General features: G+C 63.2%; 22 protein-coding genes. All 22 read right to left on the bottom strand.

The genetic code is table 11. The features are described 5' to 3' along the window. Positions 1 to 52: 52 nt before the first annotated feature. On the bottom strand, positions 53 to 415 hold the full coding sequence (locus ACFQNJ_RS09290; RefSeq protein WP_382256381.1) for a histidine triad nucleotide-binding protein: 363 nt from the start codon (positions 413 to 415) through the stop codon (positions 53 to 55). Between the two features lie 12 nt (positions 416 to 427). Beyond that, complete coding sequence (locus tag ACFQNJ_RS09295; RefSeq protein WP_382256384.1) at positions 428 to 826, bottom strand: DUF4870 family protein; 399 nt, start codon at positions 824 to 826, stop codon at positions 428 to 430. 28 nt (positions 827 to 854) lie between these two features. Then, positions 855 to 1,220, bottom strand: coding sequence for a phosphoribosyl-ATP diphosphatase (locus tag ACFQNJ_RS09300; protein WP_374640147.1), 366 nt, complete (start codon positions 1,218 to 1,220; stop codon positions 855 to 857). 5 nt (positions 1,221 to 1,225) lie between these two features. After that, on the bottom strand, positions 1,226 to 1,621 hold the full coding sequence (gene hisI, locus ACFQNJ_RS09305; protein ID WP_382256387.1) for a phosphoribosyl-AMP cyclohydrolase: 396 nt from the start codon (positions 1,619 to 1,621) through the stop codon (positions 1,226 to 1,228). Between the two features lie 2 nt (positions 1,622 to 1,623). Continuing rightward, positions 1,624 to 2,403 (bottom strand): imidazole glycerol phosphate synthase subunit HisF, encoded by a 780-nt coding sequence (hisF, locus tag ACFQNJ_RS09310; RefSeq protein ID WP_382256390.1) that lies wholly within the window; start codon positions 2,401 to 2,403, stop codon positions 1,624 to 1,626. A 3-nt stretch (positions 2,404 to 2,406) separates the two neighbouring features. Further along, positions 2,407 to 3,147, bottom strand: a complete 741-nt coding sequence (gene hisA, locus ACFQNJ_RS09315) for a 1-(5-phosphoribosyl)-5-[(5-phosphoribosylamino)methylideneamino]imidazole-4-carboxamide isomerase (protein ID WP_374640144.1) — start codon at positions 3,145 to 3,147, stop codon at positions 2,407 to 2,409. Positions 3,148 to 3,169: 22 nt separating this feature from the next. After that, on the bottom strand, positions 3,170 to 3,829 hold the full coding sequence (gene hisH, locus ACFQNJ_RS09320; RefSeq protein WP_382256393.1) for an imidazole glycerol phosphate synthase subunit HisH: 660 nt from the start codon (positions 3,827 to 3,829) through the stop codon (positions 3,170 to 3,172). Between the two features lie 16 nt (positions 3,830 to 3,845). Next, positions 3,846 to 4,466: an imidazoleglycerol-phosphate dehydratase HisB gene (gene hisB, locus ACFQNJ_RS09325; protein ID WP_382256396.1), complete on the bottom strand. Its 621-nt coding sequence runs from the start codon at positions 4,464 to 4,466 to the stop codon at positions 3,846 to 3,848. Continuing rightward, complete coding sequence (gene hisC / locus ACFQNJ_RS09330) at positions 4,463 to 5,554, bottom strand: histidinol-phosphate transaminase (RefSeq protein WP_382256399.1); 1,092 nt, start codon at positions 5,552 to 5,554, stop codon at positions 4,463 to 4,465. The genes hisB and hisC overlap by 4 nt, the downstream gene beginning before the upstream one ends. A 5-nt stretch (positions 5,555 to 5,559) precedes the next feature. Further along, entirely contained in the window at positions 5,560 to 6,951 is a 1,392-nt protein-coding gene (gene hisD / locus ACFQNJ_RS09335) for a histidinol dehydrogenase (protein ID WP_382256401.1), read from the bottom strand. Then, on the bottom strand, positions 6,948 to 7,607 hold the full coding sequence (gene hisG, locus ACFQNJ_RS09340) for an ATP phosphoribosyltransferase (RefSeq protein WP_382256403.1): 660 nt from the start codon (positions 7,605 to 7,607) through the stop codon (positions 6,948 to 6,950). Before hisG ends, hisD begins: the two co-directional genes overlap by 4 nt. Before the next feature lie 5 nt (positions 7,608 to 7,612). Beyond that, complete coding sequence (gene murA / locus ACFQNJ_RS09345) at positions 7,613 to 8,881, bottom strand: UDP-N-acetylglucosamine 1-carboxyvinyltransferase (protein WP_382256406.1); 1,269 nt, start codon at positions 8,879 to 8,881, stop codon at positions 7,613 to 7,615. 10 nt (positions 8,882 to 8,891) lie between these two features. Then, positions 8,892 to 9,131, bottom strand: coding sequence for a BolA family protein (locus tag ACFQNJ_RS09350; protein ID WP_374640136.1), 240 nt, complete (start codon positions 9,129 to 9,131; stop codon positions 8,892 to 8,894). A gap of 21 nt (positions 9,132 to 9,152) precedes the next feature. Further along, positions 9,153 to 9,908: an ABC transporter permease gene (locus ACFQNJ_RS09355; RefSeq protein ID WP_382256408.1), complete on the bottom strand. Its 756-nt coding sequence runs from the start codon at positions 9,906 to 9,908 to the stop codon at positions 9,153 to 9,155. Further along, positions 9,905 to 10,837 (bottom strand): ABC transporter ATP-binding protein, encoded by a 933-nt coding sequence (locus ACFQNJ_RS09360; protein ID WP_382256409.1) that lies wholly within the window; start codon positions 10,835 to 10,837, stop codon positions 9,905 to 9,907. Before ACFQNJ_RS09360 ends, ACFQNJ_RS09355 begins: the two co-directional genes overlap by 4 nt. A gap of 115 nt (positions 10,838 to 10,952) precedes the next feature. Beyond that, positions 10,953 to 11,258, bottom strand: coding sequence for an STAS domain-containing protein (locus tag ACFQNJ_RS09365; protein ID WP_382256411.1), 306 nt, complete (start codon positions 11,256 to 11,258; stop codon positions 10,953 to 10,955). A gap of 7 nt (positions 11,259 to 11,265) precedes the next feature. After that, on the bottom strand, positions 11,266 to 11,892 hold the full coding sequence (locus ACFQNJ_RS09370) for an MlaC/ttg2D family ABC transporter substrate-binding protein (protein ID WP_374640179.1): 627 nt from the start codon (positions 11,890 to 11,892) through the stop codon (positions 11,266 to 11,268). Between the two features lie 90 nt (positions 11,893 to 11,982). Further along, on the bottom strand, positions 11,983 to 12,741 hold the full coding sequence (locus ACFQNJ_RS09375; RefSeq protein ID WP_382256413.1) for an MlaA family lipoprotein: 759 nt from the start codon (positions 12,739 to 12,741) through the stop codon (positions 11,983 to 11,985). A 29-nt stretch (positions 12,742 to 12,770) separates the two neighbouring features. Beyond that, on the bottom strand, positions 12,771 to 13,250 hold the full coding sequence (gene mlaD, locus ACFQNJ_RS09380; protein ID WP_382256416.1) for an outer membrane lipid asymmetry maintenance protein MlaD: 480 nt from the start codon (positions 13,248 to 13,250) through the stop codon (positions 12,771 to 12,773). A gap of 14 nt (positions 13,251 to 13,264) precedes the next feature. Further along, a complete protein-coding gene (gene mlaE, locus ACFQNJ_RS09385; protein WP_382256417.1) occupies positions 13,265 to 14,044 on the bottom strand; it encodes a lipid asymmetry maintenance ABC transporter permease subunit MlaE in 780 nt (259 codons plus the stop codon). Beyond that, on the bottom strand, positions 14,041 to 14,856 hold the full coding sequence (locus tag ACFQNJ_RS09390) for an ABC transporter ATP-binding protein (protein WP_374640128.1): 816 nt from the start codon (positions 14,854 to 14,856) through the stop codon (positions 14,041 to 14,043). The genes mlaE and ACFQNJ_RS09390 overlap by 4 nt, the downstream gene beginning before the upstream one ends. Before the next feature lie 156 nt (positions 14,857 to 15,012). After that, entirely contained in the window at positions 15,013 to 16,494 is a 1,482-nt protein-coding gene (locus ACFQNJ_RS09395) for a glutamate synthase subunit beta (RefSeq protein ID WP_382256419.1), read from the bottom strand. Between the last annotated feature and the right edge of the window lie 10 nt (positions 16,495 to 16,504).

Raw genomic sequence — 16,504 nt, forward strand, 5'->3', positions numbered from 1 at the left:
AGGCGTGCAAGGGTATTCCTAGACCCGGTTGACGTCTGGACGGGTTGGGACGTCATCCCCGGGCCCACGGCCGCGGCCCACCCATGACGTGGACATGCAAGTGATGCACCTCCTGCCCCCCTTCCGCCCCCGTGTTGCACACGATGCGAAATCCCCCTTGCGGATACGGATTGCAGCCCTGCTCAACGGCCAGACGGGGTGCCAAGCCCATCATTTTGCCCAGCAGTCGCTCGTGAGTGGTATCGACCTGGGCCATGGACGGAATGTGGAGCTTCGGCACCATGAGGAAGTGCACCGGCGCCCAGGGAGCAATGTCGTGAAAGGCATAGATATCCTCGTCCTCGTAGACCTTCCTGGACGGGATCTGGCCAGCAATGATTTTGCAGAAGATGCAATTCGGATCGTGTGAGCTCATGAGTTGGTGTCTTCAGTCAGGCATGGACTGGCTGGCGTTCATCCGGACCATGCCCTTGACGATGCGGTAGAGGAACCAGATGGAAATGATGGCCCAGGCGACCATCCCGGGGATCAGCAGCAGGAGCCACAGAGGGATCGTCACCACATAAAGAACCCCCGCCCACAACACCGTACGAATGCGCCAGGAAAAATGGCTGGCCTGCCAGGAGCCCGCTGCATCATCCTTTTTCACCAGGTCGATGATCAGCGCCACCAGCAGAATGCCGATACCGACCTGAGCGCCCGGCACGACAGCTGCCACTGCTACGATCAGGTGCAGCAGGTAGCTGATCCAGCCAATGGTCTTGAGGGACTCGGCCTTTTCGTCCCCCTTGGCCTGAACATCGGTCACGTCGGTCTCATCGCGCATGAAGGGCTCCAGAAAAGGCTTGTTCTCTCTACTCCGAGGCTTCGCGGATCTGCGCCTTGCGCAAGGCCTTTTCTTCCAGTCCGCTGAGGCCTTCGCGGCGCACCAGTTCTGCCACCACGTCGGCAGGTGCCTTGCCGTAGTGGGCGAGCGCGATCATGCTGTGGAACCAGAGGTCGGCCACCTCATTGACCAGCTTCTGCACATCGCCTCCGTGATCGCAGTCTTTGGCTGCCATCACTGCCTCGGTGGCCTCTTCGCCGACCTTCTTGAGGAAAGCGTCCGGCCCCTTGTGCAGCAGGCGCGCAACATAGCTTTTCTCTGGGTCACCGCCGTTGGCCGGCTTGCGGCTCTCGATGACCGCGGCCAGACGCGCGAGAGAGTCTGTGTCGGACATGGCACTCATTTGTAGATGGATTGCGGGTCCTTGAGCACCGGATCAACCGGCACCCACTGCCCATTCTGGTGGCTCTGGAAGAAGCAGCTGTGGCGTCCGGTATGGCAGGCAATGCCGGGCTCGTGCCCCAGCTGCGTCACCTTGAGCAGCACCACGTCGTTGTCGCAGTCCAGCCGGATATCGTGCACCGTCTGTACATGCCCCGACTCCTCGCCCTTGAACCAGAGTTTGTTGCGCGAACGGCTGAAGTACACCGCCCGGCCGAGTTCGGCCGTCTTCTGCAGGGCCTCGCGGTTCATCCACGCAAACATCAGGACGTCGCCCGTGGCGGCCTCCTGCGCAATCACTGGCACCAGTCCTTGCGCATCCCATTTGACGGCGTCAAGCCAATCGGCATTCATGTTCACAGCCTCACGGGTATACCACGCTCGGCCATGCGCTGCTTGGCCTGAGCCACGGTGTACTCACCGTAGTGGAAGATGCTGGCGGCCAATACGGCGTCCGCCCCGCCCTGCTGCACGCCGTCGGCCAGGTGGTCGAGGTTGCCCACGCCACCGGAGGCAATGACGGGCACACTGACGGCGTCGGCCACCGCACGGGTCAGCTCAAGATCGAAGCCGCTCTTGGTGCCATCGCGGTCCATGCTGGTCAGCAGGATTTCACCGGCGCCATACTCAGCCATCTGACGGGCCCAGACCACGGCATCCAGACCGGTGTTCTTGCGGCCACCGTGGCTGTAGACATCCCAGCCAGCGCCGCGAGCGGCGAGATCTTCACCCTGACGGCGCTTGGCGTCGATGGCCACCACGATGCACTGGGAACCGTACTTGTCGGAAGCGTCGCGGATCACCTGCGGGTTGGCAATGGCGGCCGAGTTGAAACTGGTCTTGTCGGCCCCGGCGTTGAGCAGCCGCCGAACGTCCTCGACCGTGCGGACACCGCCACCGACCGTCAGCGGAATGAACACCTGAGAAGCGACGTCCTCGATGATGTGCAGGATCAGGTCGCGGCCATCGCTGGTGGCGGTGATGTCCAGAAAGGTCAGCTCGTCGGCGCCCTGCTCGTTGTAACGGGCCGCGATTTCTACCGGGTCACCCGCGTCGCGGAGCTCGACGAAGTTGACGCCTTTGACGACGCGGCCACCGGTCACGTCCAGACAGGGAATGATGCGTTTAGCCAGCATCCGTCATCCGTTCAACTCGTCGGCCAAGGCCTGCGCCGCCTGGAAATCCAGGTCACCGCTGTAGATGGAGCGGCCGCAGATCACGCCCTCGACGCCCTCTTCTTCCACCGCACAAAGCCTGCGGATATCGTCCATGTTCGAGAGGCCACCTGATGCAATCACGGGGATCGTCAGCGCCTGCGCCAGCTTGACGGTGGCCTCGATGTTGATGCCACTGAGCATGCCGTCACGACCGATGTCGGTGTAGATGATGGACTCGACGCCGTAATCCTCGAACTTCTTGCCCAGATCCACCACCTCGTGACCAGTGAGCTTGCTCCAGCCATCGGTCGCGACCTTGCCGTCCTTGGCGTCCAGACCCACGATGATGTGTCCGCCGAAGGCCGTGCAGGCATCCTGAAGGAAGCCGGGGTTCTTGACGGCGGCGGTGCCGATGATGACGTAGCGCAGTCCGGCGTCGAGGTAGCGCTCGATGGTGTCGAGGTCGCGAATGCCGCCGCCCAGCTGGACGTCCACTTCGGCGCCCACCTCCTTGAGGATGGCGCGGATCGCCTGCTCGTTCTTGGGCTTGCCGGCAAAGGCGCCGTTGAGATCCACCAGGTGCACGCGACGGGCACCTTTGTTGACCCAGTTGCGAGCCATGGCCGCCGGGTCTTCACCGAACACGGTGGATTGATCCATGTCGCCCTGTTTGAGGCGAACACACTGGCCGTCTTTGAGATCAATGGCGGGAATCAGCAGCATGGTAAGGCGAGCCTGTCGGCGCTTAGGGGTTCCAGGTCAGGAAGTTGCGATAGAGCGCCAGCCCCTGGTCGGCACTCTTTTCGGGGTGAAACTGGGTGGCAAAAATGTTGTCGCGGGCGATGGCAGCGGCAAAGCGGCCTCCGTAATCCGCTTCACCGACACAGTGTGCCGGGTTGGACGGACGGGCAAAGTAGCTGTGCACGAAGTAGAACCAGGCGCCATCCGGAATGCCCGCCCAGACAGGATGCACGGCAGCGGCCAGCTGGTGAAAAACCTGGTTCCACCCCATCTGGGGCACCTTGTAGCGGCTGCCATCGGGCTGGGTCATGCCCGCCAGGCGGAAACGGACCACCTCGCCGGGCATCAATCCCAAACCATCGGTGGGCCCCTCTTCGCTGCGATCGAGCAACATCTGCATGCCGACACACACACCGAACAAGGGCTTGTGGGCGGCGGCGTGCAGGACGGCCGCCTTCAAGCCGGACGCGTCGAGCTCTCGCATGCAGTCACCCATGTGGCCCTGACCGGGCAGTACCACCCGGTCGGCCTCAAGCACCGCCTGCGGGCTGGCGGTCACGACCACGTCGAAACCGACGGCGTCGGCCACATGCATCACCGCTTGGGACACCGAGCGCAGGTTCCCGCTGCCGTAGTCCACCACGGCCACTGTCTTGCGTTTCATCAGACTTTCCGGGGGATCAGAGCGAACCTTTGGTGGAGGGAATCACGTCGCCCATTCGCGGATCGCGTTCGAGCGCCATGCGCAGCGCGCGGGCAAAGGCCTTGAACACGGTCTCACACTGATGGTGGGCGTTGACACCCTTGAGATTGTCGATGTGCAGGGTCACGCCAGCATGGTTGGCAAAGCCCTGGAAAAACTCGAAGGTCAGCTGCGTGTCGAACGCGCCAATCATGCCTGCGGTGAAAGGCACGTGCATGTGCAGGCCAGGCCGTCCGGAAAAATCGACCACCACCCTCGACAGCGCCTCATCCAGCGGCACGTAGGCATGACCGTAGCGACGGATGCCCTTCTTGTCACCGACCGCCTTGGCAAAGGCCTGGCCAATGGTGATGCCCACATCCTCGACCGTGTGGTGACCATCGATGTGGAGGTCACCCTGACACTCGACCGCCAGATCGATCAGGCCATGGCGTGCGATCTGGTCCAGCATGTGGTCGAAAAAACCGATGCCGGTCGCCAGGCGGGCAGCACCGGTTCCGTCCAGATTGACGGACACACGGATCTGCGTCTCGGCGGTTCGACGCTGGACATCGGCCACACGGTCGGTGGCGCAGGCGGCGGGAATGGGGGCGTTCATAGTTGGGATCGCAGGGCGTCGATCATCTGCACATTTTCGTCAGGGGTTCCGACGGTCAGGCGCAGACAATTGCCGAGCAATGGATGCATTTTAGAAACATTCTTGACCAGCACGCCACGGGCTTTCAGCCCTTCAAAAGCTCGCTGGGCATCCGGCACCCGCACCAGCACCATGTTGGCCTGGCTGGGGAACGGGTGAACGCCGGGCATGGTCGCCAGCGCGGCGATCAGGCGCTCGCGCTCGGATCGGATCGTGGCGGCCTGCTGGGCAAACACTTGAGCATGCTCGAGCGCAAACAGCGCGCACTCGGCATTGAGCACGCTGACGTTGTAGGGCGGACGCAGTTTGTCGATCTCGTGCACGAGCGCGCGGGGACCGACCATGTAACCCAGCCTGACACCAGCCAGACCGAACTTGGAGAGCGTGCGCATCAGCAGCAGATTGGCGTTGGCGGCCGGATGGGCGCGGATTTCGTCCAGCCAGCTGTGGCTGGAGAACGGCTGGTAGGCTTCGTCCATGACCACCAGACCGCCATACGTGGCAGCCTCGGCGATCAATCGCCGGATCACATCGGCGTCCCAGAGGTTGGCCGTGGGATTGTTCGGATAGGCCAGGTAGGTGATCGTCGGCTTGTGGGCACGCATGGCGGCCAGCATCGCCGCCTCGTCCAGTTCGAAGTCTGGTGTCAGGTCCACGCCGTGGAAGGCCAGACCTTGCAGCTGCGCGCTCATCGCGTACATCACGAAGCCAGGCAAAGGCGCCAGGATACTGGCCCCCGGCATGTCGCAGCCCATGGCGAGCAGGGAGATCAACTCGTCGGAGCCGTTGCCCAGCATCAGGGCGCAGCCTTCGGGCAAATTGACATACCGGGCCAGTGCCTGCTTGAGGTCTTCGATGCGCGCACCGGGGTAGCGGTTGATGGCGACAGCGCCCAGGCGTTCGCCCAAGGCCTTCTGCAGTTCGGGTGGCAGCGAAAACGGGTTCTCCATCGCGTCCAGCTTGACCATGCCGGTGGAGTCCTGGATGGCATAGGCGTGCATGGACTGGATGTCCTGCCGGATGTGCTGCAGCGGATTCGTTGTGGTCATCGCGTTCATTTCACGCCTCGCATCGGGGGGACCTCGTTCAGGCGCAACTCGGCGGCGCGGGCGTGCGCCTGCAGGCCCTCACCATAGGCCAGCTCGGCAGCAATGACGCCCAGCGGCTGGGCACCGGCCTGGCTGACCTCGATCAGGCTGCTGCGCTTCTGGAAGTCGTACACGCCCAGCGGCGAGCTGAAGCGCGCGGTGCCGCTGGTGGGCAGCACATGGTTGGGGCCGGCGCAGTAGTCACCCAGACTTTCGCTGGTGTAGGCGCCGAGAAAGATGGCGCCGGCGTGCCTGAGCAGCGGCTCCCATCGGTGCGGATCGCTGCTGGAGACCTCCAGGTGCTCCGGCGCGATGCGGTTGCTGATGGTGCAGGCTTCTTCCATGTCGCGCGTGTGGATGAGCGCGCCGCGGTCGTTCAGGCTCTTGGCGATGATGGCGGCACGCGGCATGGTGGGCAGCAAGCGATCAATGGCGGCCTGCACCGCGTCGAGGTAGGTAGCGTCGGGGCACAGCAGGATCGACTGCGCCAGCTCGTCATGCTCGGCCTGGCTGAACAGGTCCATCGCCACCCAATCGGCCGGTGTGCTGCCGTCTGCCAGCACCAGGATCTCGCTGGGGCCGGCGATCATGTCGATCCCCACCGTACCGAACACCCGGCGCTTGGCACTGGCCACATAGGCGTTGCCGGGACCAGTGATCTTGTCGACCTTGGGCACCGTGGCGGTGCCATAGGCCAGTGCAGCCACGGCCTGCGCACCGCCGATGGTGAAGGCGCGCGTGACACCGGCGACGTAGGCCGCGGCCAGCACCAGTTCGTTGCGCTCGCCGCGCGCCGAAGTGGTCGCACCCGTGCCGCCGGTAGCCACGCTGCCGCGCACCGGGGTCGGCACCACCATGATGATCTCGCCCACGCCGGCCACGTGCGCCGGCACCGCGTTCATGATCAGACTCGATGGGTAGGCCGCCTTACCGCCGGGCACATAGATGCCCACACGGTCCAGCGGCGTGACCTTCTGGCCCAGCAGAGTGCCGTCTTCGTCGCGGTAGGTCCAGCTCTCGCCAGAGGCTTTCTTCTGCGCCTCGTGGTAGCTGCGCACGCGGCGCGCCGCGCTCTGAAGCGCCTCGCGCTGGGCGGCAGGCAAGCCGTCAAACGCGGCCTTGAAGTCGGCCTGGGTCAGCTCGAGTTCGGCCATCGAGCCCGCCTGCAGACCATCGAAGCGCGCCGTGTACTCCAGCACCGCCGCGTCACCGCGCTGCTTCACATCGGTCAGGATGTCCGCCACGCGTTGCTCGATCGCATGATCCGTGTCCGCCGACCAGTGCAGCCGCTGGGCGAACTGTGTTTCGAAATCGGCCGAGGCTGTGGACAGGCGAAGGGGCGTGGCGGAGAGGCTCATGACGGTGAAGGGCCTTTCTGGATGGCTTGTGTGAAGGCGTCGAGAATGGGTCGGATGGCAGCCTGCTTGAGCTTGAGGGCCGCCTGGTTGACCACCAGGCGCGAGCTGATGTCCATGATCTGCTCGACTTCGACCAGGTTGTTGGCCTTGAGCGTCTTGCCGGTGGAGACCAGGTCCACGATGGCATCGGCCAGCCCGGTCAGGGGCGCCAGCTCCATGCTGCCGTAGAGCTTGATCAGGTCGACGTGGACGCTCTTGGAGGCAAAGAAATCGCGCGCAATGGTGGTGTATTTGGTGGCCACCTTCAGGCGCGACCCCTGCCGCACCGCCGACGCGTAGTCAAAGTCTGCCGGCACCGCGACACTCATGCGGCACTTGGCGATCTGCAGATCCAGCGGCTGATACAGGCCCTGTCCGCCATGCTCGATGAGCGTGTCCTTGCCGGTGACGCCCAGGTCGGCACCGCCGTGCTCCACGTAGGTCGGCACGTCCGTGGCTCGTACCAGAACCACGCGAACGTTCGGCTGATTGGTGGGGAGAATGAGCTTGCGCGACTTCTCCGGATCTTCAAGCACTTCGATGCCGGCTGCAGCGAGCAGCGGCAAGGTTTCGTCGAAAATTCGCCCTTTGGACAGGGCCAGGGTGATCGTGGGCATGTGGCTCACCTGATGCGTTCGATGTCCGCGCCGATGGCACGCAGCTTGGTTTCCATCTGGTCGTAACCGCGGTCAAGATGGTAGATCCGGTCCACGATCGTTTCGCCGTCGGCCACGAGCCCGGCAATCACCAGACTGGCCGACGCGCGCAGGTCCGTGGCCATCACCGTCGCGCCGGACAGGCGCTCCACGCCTTCCACGACCGCGACCTTGCCGTCGATCTGGATGCGAGCGCCCAGGCGCATGAGTTCACTCACGTGCATGAAACGGTTCTCGAAAATCGTCTCGGTGACCGTGCTGGTTCCTTGGGCGATGCAGTTCAATGCCATGAACTGGGCCTGCATGTCGGTCGGGAAGCCGGGGTACTCGGTGGTGCGGAAGCTCTGTGCCTTGAGGCGACCTTCGCTGCGGACGCGAATGAAACCTTCTCCCGCTTCGATGACAGCGCCGGCCTCACGCAGCTTGTCAATGACCGCTTCGAGGTGGTCAGCGCGCCCGTGCCGCAACACGACCTCTCCACCAGTTGCGGCGACGGCGCAGAGGAAGGTTCCCGCCTCGATCCGGTCGGCAACCACCTGGTGGCGACAACCATGCAGGCGTTCGACGCCCTGGACATGGATACGGCTGGTGCCATGGCCTTCGATCTTCGCCCCCATGGCGATCAGCATCTCGGCCAGATCCGGGATCTCGGGCTCCTGGGCGGCGTTTTCCAGCACCGTCTCGCCATCCGCCAGCGCAGCGGCCATCAGGAAGTTCTCGGTACCGGTCACCGTCACCATGTCGGTGGCGATGCGCGCGCCCTTGAGTCGGCTGCGACCCGACGGCAGACGGGCCACCATGTAGCCATGCTCCACCACGATGTCGGCACCCATGGCCTGCAAGCCCTTGATGTGCTGATCCACGGGCCTGGCGCCGATGGCGCACCCCCCCGGCAGCGACACCCTGGCGTGTCCGAAACGGGCCAGCAAGGGACCGAGCACCAGCACGGAGGCACGCATGGTCTTGACCAGTTCGTACGGTGCTTCCGGGGTGATCGGTCCGCCAGCGTGGAAATCCATGCCCCCACGCTCGCCATGGGTCGCTGTGCGCACACCCATGTGGTCGAGCAAGGACCTCATCGTGGCGATGTCCCGCAGGCGCGGCACATTCGTCAAGGTGACGGGCTCATCGGTCAGCAGGGTGGCACAGAGTTCGGGCAAGGCCGCATTCTTGGCCCCGGAAATCTCCACCTCACCGTGCAGGGTCCGCCCCCCCGTGATGCGCAGTTTGTCCATGGTCTTGCTCTCAGCCTCGGGCAGCCCATTCGGCTGGCGTGAAGGTTTTCATCGACAGCGCGTGCACCTCATCATTGTGGATACGCTGTCCCAGGGTGGCATAGACCTTCTGGTGGCGCGCGATCGACCGCATGCCCTCGAAAGCCGGCGATACGACGACGGCGGCCCAGTGGCGGCCATCACCGGTGACCTCTATGTGTTCGCAAGGCAGACCCTCGCGGATGATGGACTCGATCTGGTCAGCAGTCATGGGAAGGAAGAGAAATGGGCGTCAGTGACGGATCTTGTAGCCGGTGCGAAGCAGGTGCAACGCCAGAAAAGCCACCACGGCAAGCGCAGCGCTGACGATCCCCAGACTCAGCCAGGGTGACACGTCGCTGACGCCGAAGAAGCCGTACCGGAAGCCGTCGATCATGTAGAAGAACGGGTTGAGATGGCTGACAGTCTGCCAGAACGCCGGCAGCGAATGGATCGAATAGAACACCCCTGACAGGAACGTCATGGGCATGATGATGAAATTCTGGAACGCCGCCATCTGGTCGAACTTTTCGGCCCACAGCCCGGCGATCAGACCCAGCGTTCCGAGCAGCGCCGCGCCCAGGAACGCAAACACCAGCACCCAGAGCGGCGCCAGTATGGGCGGCTGCGCGTACCACCAGGTCAGCAGCATCACCCCAAGGCCGACGGCCAGACCACGCACCACCGACGATCCCACGTAGGCCACGAACCAGGCCCGGTGAGACAGGGGGGTGAGCATCAGGAACACAAGGTTGCCCATGATCTTGCTCTGGATGAGCGAGGAACTGCTGTTGGCAAAGGCATTCTGGAGCACGCTCATCATCACCAGGCCCGGCAACAGGAAGGCGGTGTAGTTCACCTGACCGTAGACCTTCTCGCTGTCCTCGAGCACATGGCCGAAGATCATCATGTAGAGGATGGCCGTGATCACCGGCGCTGCCACGGTCTGGAAGCCCACCTTCCAGAACCGAAGGACCTCTTTGTAGAACAGGGTCTGCCAGCCGTTCACGAACGCGCCTCCGCTTGGGCAGCCTGTGCAGCGCCCCCCATCACATCGATGAAGACATCCTCCAGATCGGGTTTGCGAATCTCGATGTCTTCGGCCACCACACCGCTTTCACGGACCCGAGCGAGCAGTTGCTCCACCTCCAAGGCGCTGTGCGCCGGCAACTGAACCACCCGGCCGGTGACACGGGCGTGTACCAGCAGATCATCGGGCAGGGACTGGTCCGTCTTGAAGCGCAGCACATTGGATGACGCGCGTCGAAGGAGCTCGGAGGTTTTCTCCAGCGCCACCACCCGGCCCTGCTTGAGCATGGCAATGCGGCCGCACAGCGCCTCGGCTTCTTCCAGGTAATGGGTGGTGAGCAGCACCGTGCTGCCCTCGCGATTGAGGCGGGACACAAACTGCCAGAGCGTCTGTCGCAACTCGACGTCCACCCCGGCCGTGGGCTCATCCAGCACGATCACGGGTGGACGGTGGACCAGCGCCTGCGCCACCAGCACACGCCGCTTCATGCCACCCGAGAGCTGCCGCATATTCGCCTGGGCCTTGTCGGCCAGACCCAAGCCTTCCAGAAGCTCATCGATCCAGGCATCGTTGTGGCGGATGCCGAAGTAGCCCGACTGAAGCCTGAGCGTCTCTCGGACATTGAAAAAGGGATCGAACACGAGTTCCTGTGGCACCACGCCCAACTGACGGCGCGCAGACGGGTAGTCAGCCTGCACATCATGCCCGTTGACGGTCACCTTGCCACCGCTGGGCTGGGTGAGACCCGCCAGAATGCTGATCAGCGTGGTCTTGCCGGCGCCATTGGGGCCCAGCAGACCAAAGAACTCCCCAGGTTCGATATCGAACGAAACGCCATCCAGCGCCTTGAAGGTGCCGCGTGCGCTCTGGTAGGTCTTGGAAACGTTTTGGAAAGATACGGCGGGCATCGCGCGGGCGGTCCGAACCGGCGGCATGCTAGCCGCCTCGGGCTGAGGAACCTGACATTTTAGGCCAAGGGGAGGGGCCGGACAGCCGGGCTGTAGAAAGACCCGGCCTATGACATCAGGCCGCGGTGGCCGAAGGGATGTCGAGCAGGGTGTCGACCCCGTAGAGGCGAACCAGCGACGTCAGGCGCTCCGGCCAGTTCACGATACCGAGTTCGCGCCCTCGAAGAAGCTGGTGGCGGCGCAACTCCAGCAGGACAGCCACCGCCGACGTGTCGAAATCATGCAGAGCCGCTGCATCGAGGACGACCATGGCATCCTCGGTCGCTGACAGCGCAGACTGGAGCTCTGTCAGCACCGAAGATGCCCGTTCGATGGTCAGCCGCGAAGGCAACGCCAGGAGAGGAAGCAACTGCTCGTTCACAGCGGGCTCAACCTGCCTTGGGAGAAGCACCAGCCTTGTTTCGCTGGGCCAGCGACTGGATCAGGCCATCAATGCCTTTGGCAGAGATTTCCTGGGCAAACTGCGAACGGTAGGTTTCCACCAGCCAGACGCCCAGCACATTCAGGTCATAGATCTTCCAGCCCTGCTCGGTCTTCTCCAGGCGGTAATCCAGCTGGATCGGCTCTCCCTTGCCGCGCACCTCGCTGCGGACCACAACTTCCTTGTCTTCCGGGCGGGCACGCATCGGACGGAAGCTCAGGGTCTGATCCTTCACCTCACCGAGAGCGCCCGAATAGGTGCGCACCAGCAAGGTCTTGAATTCGTCCTGCAGGGCCTTCTGCTGCTCCGGCGTGGCCTGGCGCCAGTACCGACCCACGGCAGACGAGGTCATGCGGGTGAAGTTCACATTGGGCATGATCTTGCTGTCGACCAGCGCCACGATGCGGTTGGTGTCTCCCGCCTGAATGGCGGGGTCGGCCTTGATCGCGGCAAGCACTTCGTTCGAAATCCGCTTGACCAGTTCGTCCGGTGCCTCCTGGGCAGCCTGCACGGACATGGTCGAAATCGTCGAGACGGCCATCACGGCAGCCACCATCCATTGGCGTCGTTTCATCATGGTGTTGTTTTCCTTTCCGGGCCAGTGCCCTGTCCACAGGTTTGCCAGAGGCGCCCATCATGGAACACCTGCATGTCGGCAAAACCCCTATTTGTCAGTATCTGTATCGCGCTGGATCCCGATGCCGTTGCCCATCTGCTCCTGGGCATGCTCGATCTGGCTTTCGCGACGCTGGAGGTAGACATCCCGTGTGAAGCTGTACTTGTCCAAGGCAACCCCTTCGAGCATGGAAGTGGCTCTCAGCAGGTTGGTGCGTGTGTCCACAAGCCTGAGCACATACAGGCTGTTGCGTGTCGGAATGTGCTCCAGCTGCTGGACCAGATCTCCTCGGGACTCGATGCTCGTGCCTGCGACATCACGGATGGTCGAGGGGCCCATGAACGGGAGCACCAGATAAGGACCTGACGGAATGCCCCAACGACCAAGAGTCAACCCAAAATCCAGTTTGGTCCGCTCGATACCCATCTCGGAGGCGATGTCGAGCAGCCCACCCAGACCGAAAACGGTATTGACGCTGACGCGCAGCCAGTTCTCAGCCGCTTCACGCGGACGAAGCTGAAGCACCGCATTGGCCGTCGACCACACATCACCCAGGTTGCCGAAGAAATTGCTCACACCGGTTCGCACCGGATCTGGCGTCACATCCCGGTAGGCAATCGCCACTGGCTTGACGACCGCTTCGTCCACCACCTCGTTGAAACGGTACACATCCCGGTTGAAGGTCTCGAACGGATCCTGTGGATGGGCATCCGGGCGGGTCGCACAGCCCACCGATACCGCCACCACCACGGAAAGCAGCGCCCACCGGGTCATCCGCTGAAGCATGGAAGAAAACGTTGAGGACATGACACAAGAATCCGAAGGATGGCAGGCCGTCATTCGCCCTGGCTTGAACCGCTGTCCGCCGCCCGGTTGAACAGGAACTGACCAATGAGGTTCTCCAGCACGACGGCCGACTGGGTCTGTGTGATCACATCGCCCGCCGAAAGGTTCTCCACGGCGCCACCCGGCTCGATACCGACATACTGGTCGCCCAGCAGACCCGAGGTCAGGATCTTGGCCGACGAATCCCTGGGAAACGCCATCGCTTTGCTGATTTCCAGCGTCACCAGACCCTGAAAGGTCTGGGGATCCAGGGTCACACCCGTCACGCGCCCGACATTCACGCCGGCCGAACGAACGGCGGCCCTGGCCTTGAGGCCGCCGACGTTGTCGAACCGGGCCTGCACCACATAGGTGTCACCACTGGTTGTGAAACTGGCCAGGTTGGCCGCCTTGAGCGCAAGAAACAGCAGTGCCGCAGCCCCCAGGAGGACAAACAGGCCGACGAGGATTTCGGTGGTTCGCTTGTTCATGAATGATTACCTTGTCAGGGGGTGGAGAACATCAGTGCCGTCAGGATGAAGTCCATCGCAAGCACCCCCAGCGAAGAGGTCACCACGGTTCTCGTGGTGGCATAGGCGACGCCCTCGGGGGTCGCTTCGGTTTCATAGCCCTGATAGAGCGCCACCGCGGTGCAGATGACGCCAAAGACCATGCTCTTGACCACGCCGTTGCCCACGTCCCGCCAGACGTCAACGCCGTTTTGCTGGATCGCCCAGAAGTTGCCCGCATCGATGCCGATCAGACCCACGGCCACCAGCCAGGCACCCAGAATGCCGATGGCCGAAAACAGCGCCGCGAGCAAGGGCATCGAGATGACACCGGCCAGGAAACGCGGCGCCAGCACCCGTTTGCGCGGATCAATCGCCATCAGTTCCATGGCCGAGATTTGTTCACCAGCCTTCATCAGACCGATTTCGGCCGTCAGCGAGGTACCGGCCCGACCCGCAAACAACAGTGCCGTGACCACCGGGCCCAGTTCGCGCACCAGGGAGAGGTTGACCACCAATCCCAGCGATTCGGCTGCACCAAAGTTCGTCAGCGTGTTGTACAGCTGCAATGCCAGCACGAAACCCACCGCCAGCCCCGATGCCAGGATGATGATGAGCGAACGGTTGCCGATGGCATGAACCTGCTTGACCACCAGGCCGAAGCGCCCCAGGGCCGACGGCACAGCCTTGAGAAGCTCAAGGAAAAAAATGGCGCCATGTCCCCAGGACGCGAGCACATCCAGGGCCCTGCGCCCCAGCCATTGAAGAAAATTCACCGGACCACCTCCAGGCCGAAATCGGCTGCCACGGGGGGCGCCGGATAGTGGAACTTGACCGGACCATCGGGTTCGCCGCGCACGAACTGACGAACCTCGGGATCTGTGCTGTCCATCAGCTCAGCGGGGGTACCTTGAGCGACCAGGCGACCACCCGCGGCCATCAGCACCACCCAGTCGCTGATGGCCATGCACTGCGGCACATCATGGGAAATCAGCAGCGTGGTGGCACCCGTGACATCGGTCAGGGTGCGGATCAGCTTGGCCGCCACCCCCATGGACACAAGATCAAGGCCGGCGAAGGGCTCGTCGTACATGATCAGTTCCGGGTCAAGGGCGATGGCACGGGCCAGCGCCACCCGACGACCCATGCCACCGGACACTTCACTGATCTTCAGCCCCGCGGCTCCGCGAAGCCCGACCGCGTTGAGCTTCATCAGGACGATGTCCTTGATGAGCGCCTCTGGCAGGTCTGTCATCTCGCGCAAGGGAAAAGCAACGTTGTCGAACACCGACAGGTCGGTGAACAGCGCCCCGAACTGGAACAGCATGCCCAAGCGGCGGCGCAAGCGGAACAGCTGTGCCTTGTCACGCGTGTTGATGACCTCGCCGTCGAACACCACCCGACCGCTGTTGGCGGGATGCACGCCACCAATCAGCCGCAGCAGAGTGGTCTTGCCACAGCCCGAGCCCCCCAGGACGGCCGTCACCTTGCCCCTTGCAAACTGCAGGGACAGGTCGTTGAGGATGGTGCGTCGGCTGTCGTAGCCGAACGTCACGTGGTCGATCTCGATAAAGGGTGATGAGGTCATGCCAGGCGGCGGGATCCCGGGGAAACCCGGATTGTCGCATGGTCATGAAAAGCCCCTCGAAACCACGGACTCAAACAATTTGTGAACAAAAGCAATAAAGCCGGCATTCCTCCATATTCAGGAGGCGTGCCGGCTGTCGCCAAGAATCGGACGATATCAGCGTGGGAGGTCGGAATAGCCCATCAGGAACTCGTCAACGGCGCGGGCGGCCTGACGGCCTTCCCGGATCGCCCAGACCACCAGAGACTGTCCTCGGCGCATGTCGCCGGCCGCGAACACCTTGGCCACATTGGTCGCATAGCCACCGGTGAATTCGGTCGTCGCCCTGGCGTTGCCTCGGGCGTCCTTGTCCACACCAAAGGCGTCGAGCACGCTGGCGACCGGGTTCACAAAGCCCATGGCCAGCAGCACGAGGTCGGCCTTGTACTCTTTCTCGGTGCCCGGCACCTCGATGAACTTGCCGTCCTTGAACTCGACGTGCACCGTCTTCAGGCCGGTGAGCTTGCCGTTCTTGCCGATGAACTCCTTGGTGGAGATGGCGAACTCGCGCTGGAGGATGCCCTTCTCGGCGCTCTCCTCGTGGCTGGAGCTGGTGCGCAGCTTAAGGGGCCAGTAGGGCCACACCAGGGGCTTGTCTTCCTGCTCGGGCGGCTGCGGCATGAGCTCGAACTGCGTCACGCTCAGGGCGCCATGGCGGGTGCTGGTGCCCACACAGTCGGAGCCGGTGTCGCCACCGCCGATGACGATGACGTGCTTGCCGTCGGCGCGAAGCTGGTTCTTGAGCTTGTCGCCTGCGTTGACCTTGTTCTGCTGGGGCAGGAACTCCATGGCAAAGTGCACGCCATCCAGATCACGGCCGGGCACCGGCAGGTCACGGCTCTGCTCGGCGCCGCCGGTCAGCACCACAGCGTCGAACTGCGCCTTGAGCTCGTCGGCACTGATCACCGTCTTGGCGTCGTTCGTGACCTTGCTGCCCTCGGGCATGGCACCGATCAGGGTGCTGGTCTTGAACACCACGCCCTCGGCTTCCATCTGCGCCACGCGGCGATCGATGTGCGACTTCTCCATCTTGAAGTCGGGGATACCGTAGCGCAGCAGCCCGCCGATGCGGCTGTTCTTCTCGAACACCGTCACATCGTGGCCCACGCGCGCCAGCTGCTGCGCGGCCGCCAGACCAGCCGGGCCGGAGCCGACCACCGCCACCTTCTTGCCCGTTTTGTGCTTGGGCGGCTGAGGCTGAACCCACCCATTGGCCCAGGCCTTGTCGATGATGGCGTGCTCGATGGACTTGATGCCCACCGCGTCGCCGTTCACGTTGATGGTGCAAGCAGCCTCGCAAGGCGCGGGGCAGATGCGTCCGGTGAACTCCGGGAAGTTGTTGGTGCTGTGCAGCACGGTGATGGCGTTCTGCCAGTCCCCCTGGTACACGAGGTCGTTGAAGTCAGGAATGATGTTGTTGACCGGGCAGCCGTTGTTGCAGAACGGCGTGCCGCAGTCCATGCAGCGTGCGCCCTGGATCTTGGCCTGGCTGTCGTCCAGCGCAACCACGAATTCCTTGTAGTGCTTCAGGCGTTCGGCAACGGGCATGTAGCCCTCTTCCAGACGCTCATATTCCATGAAGCCGGTGACTTTTCCCATGATGAATGGT

Origin of the sequence: Hydrogenophaga bisanensis (genome assembly GCF_042665135.1) — a bacterium.
Taxonomy (GTDB): domain Bacteria; phylum Pseudomonadota; class Gammaproteobacteria; order Burkholderiales; family Burkholderiaceae_C; genus Hydrogenophaga; species Hydrogenophaga bisanensis.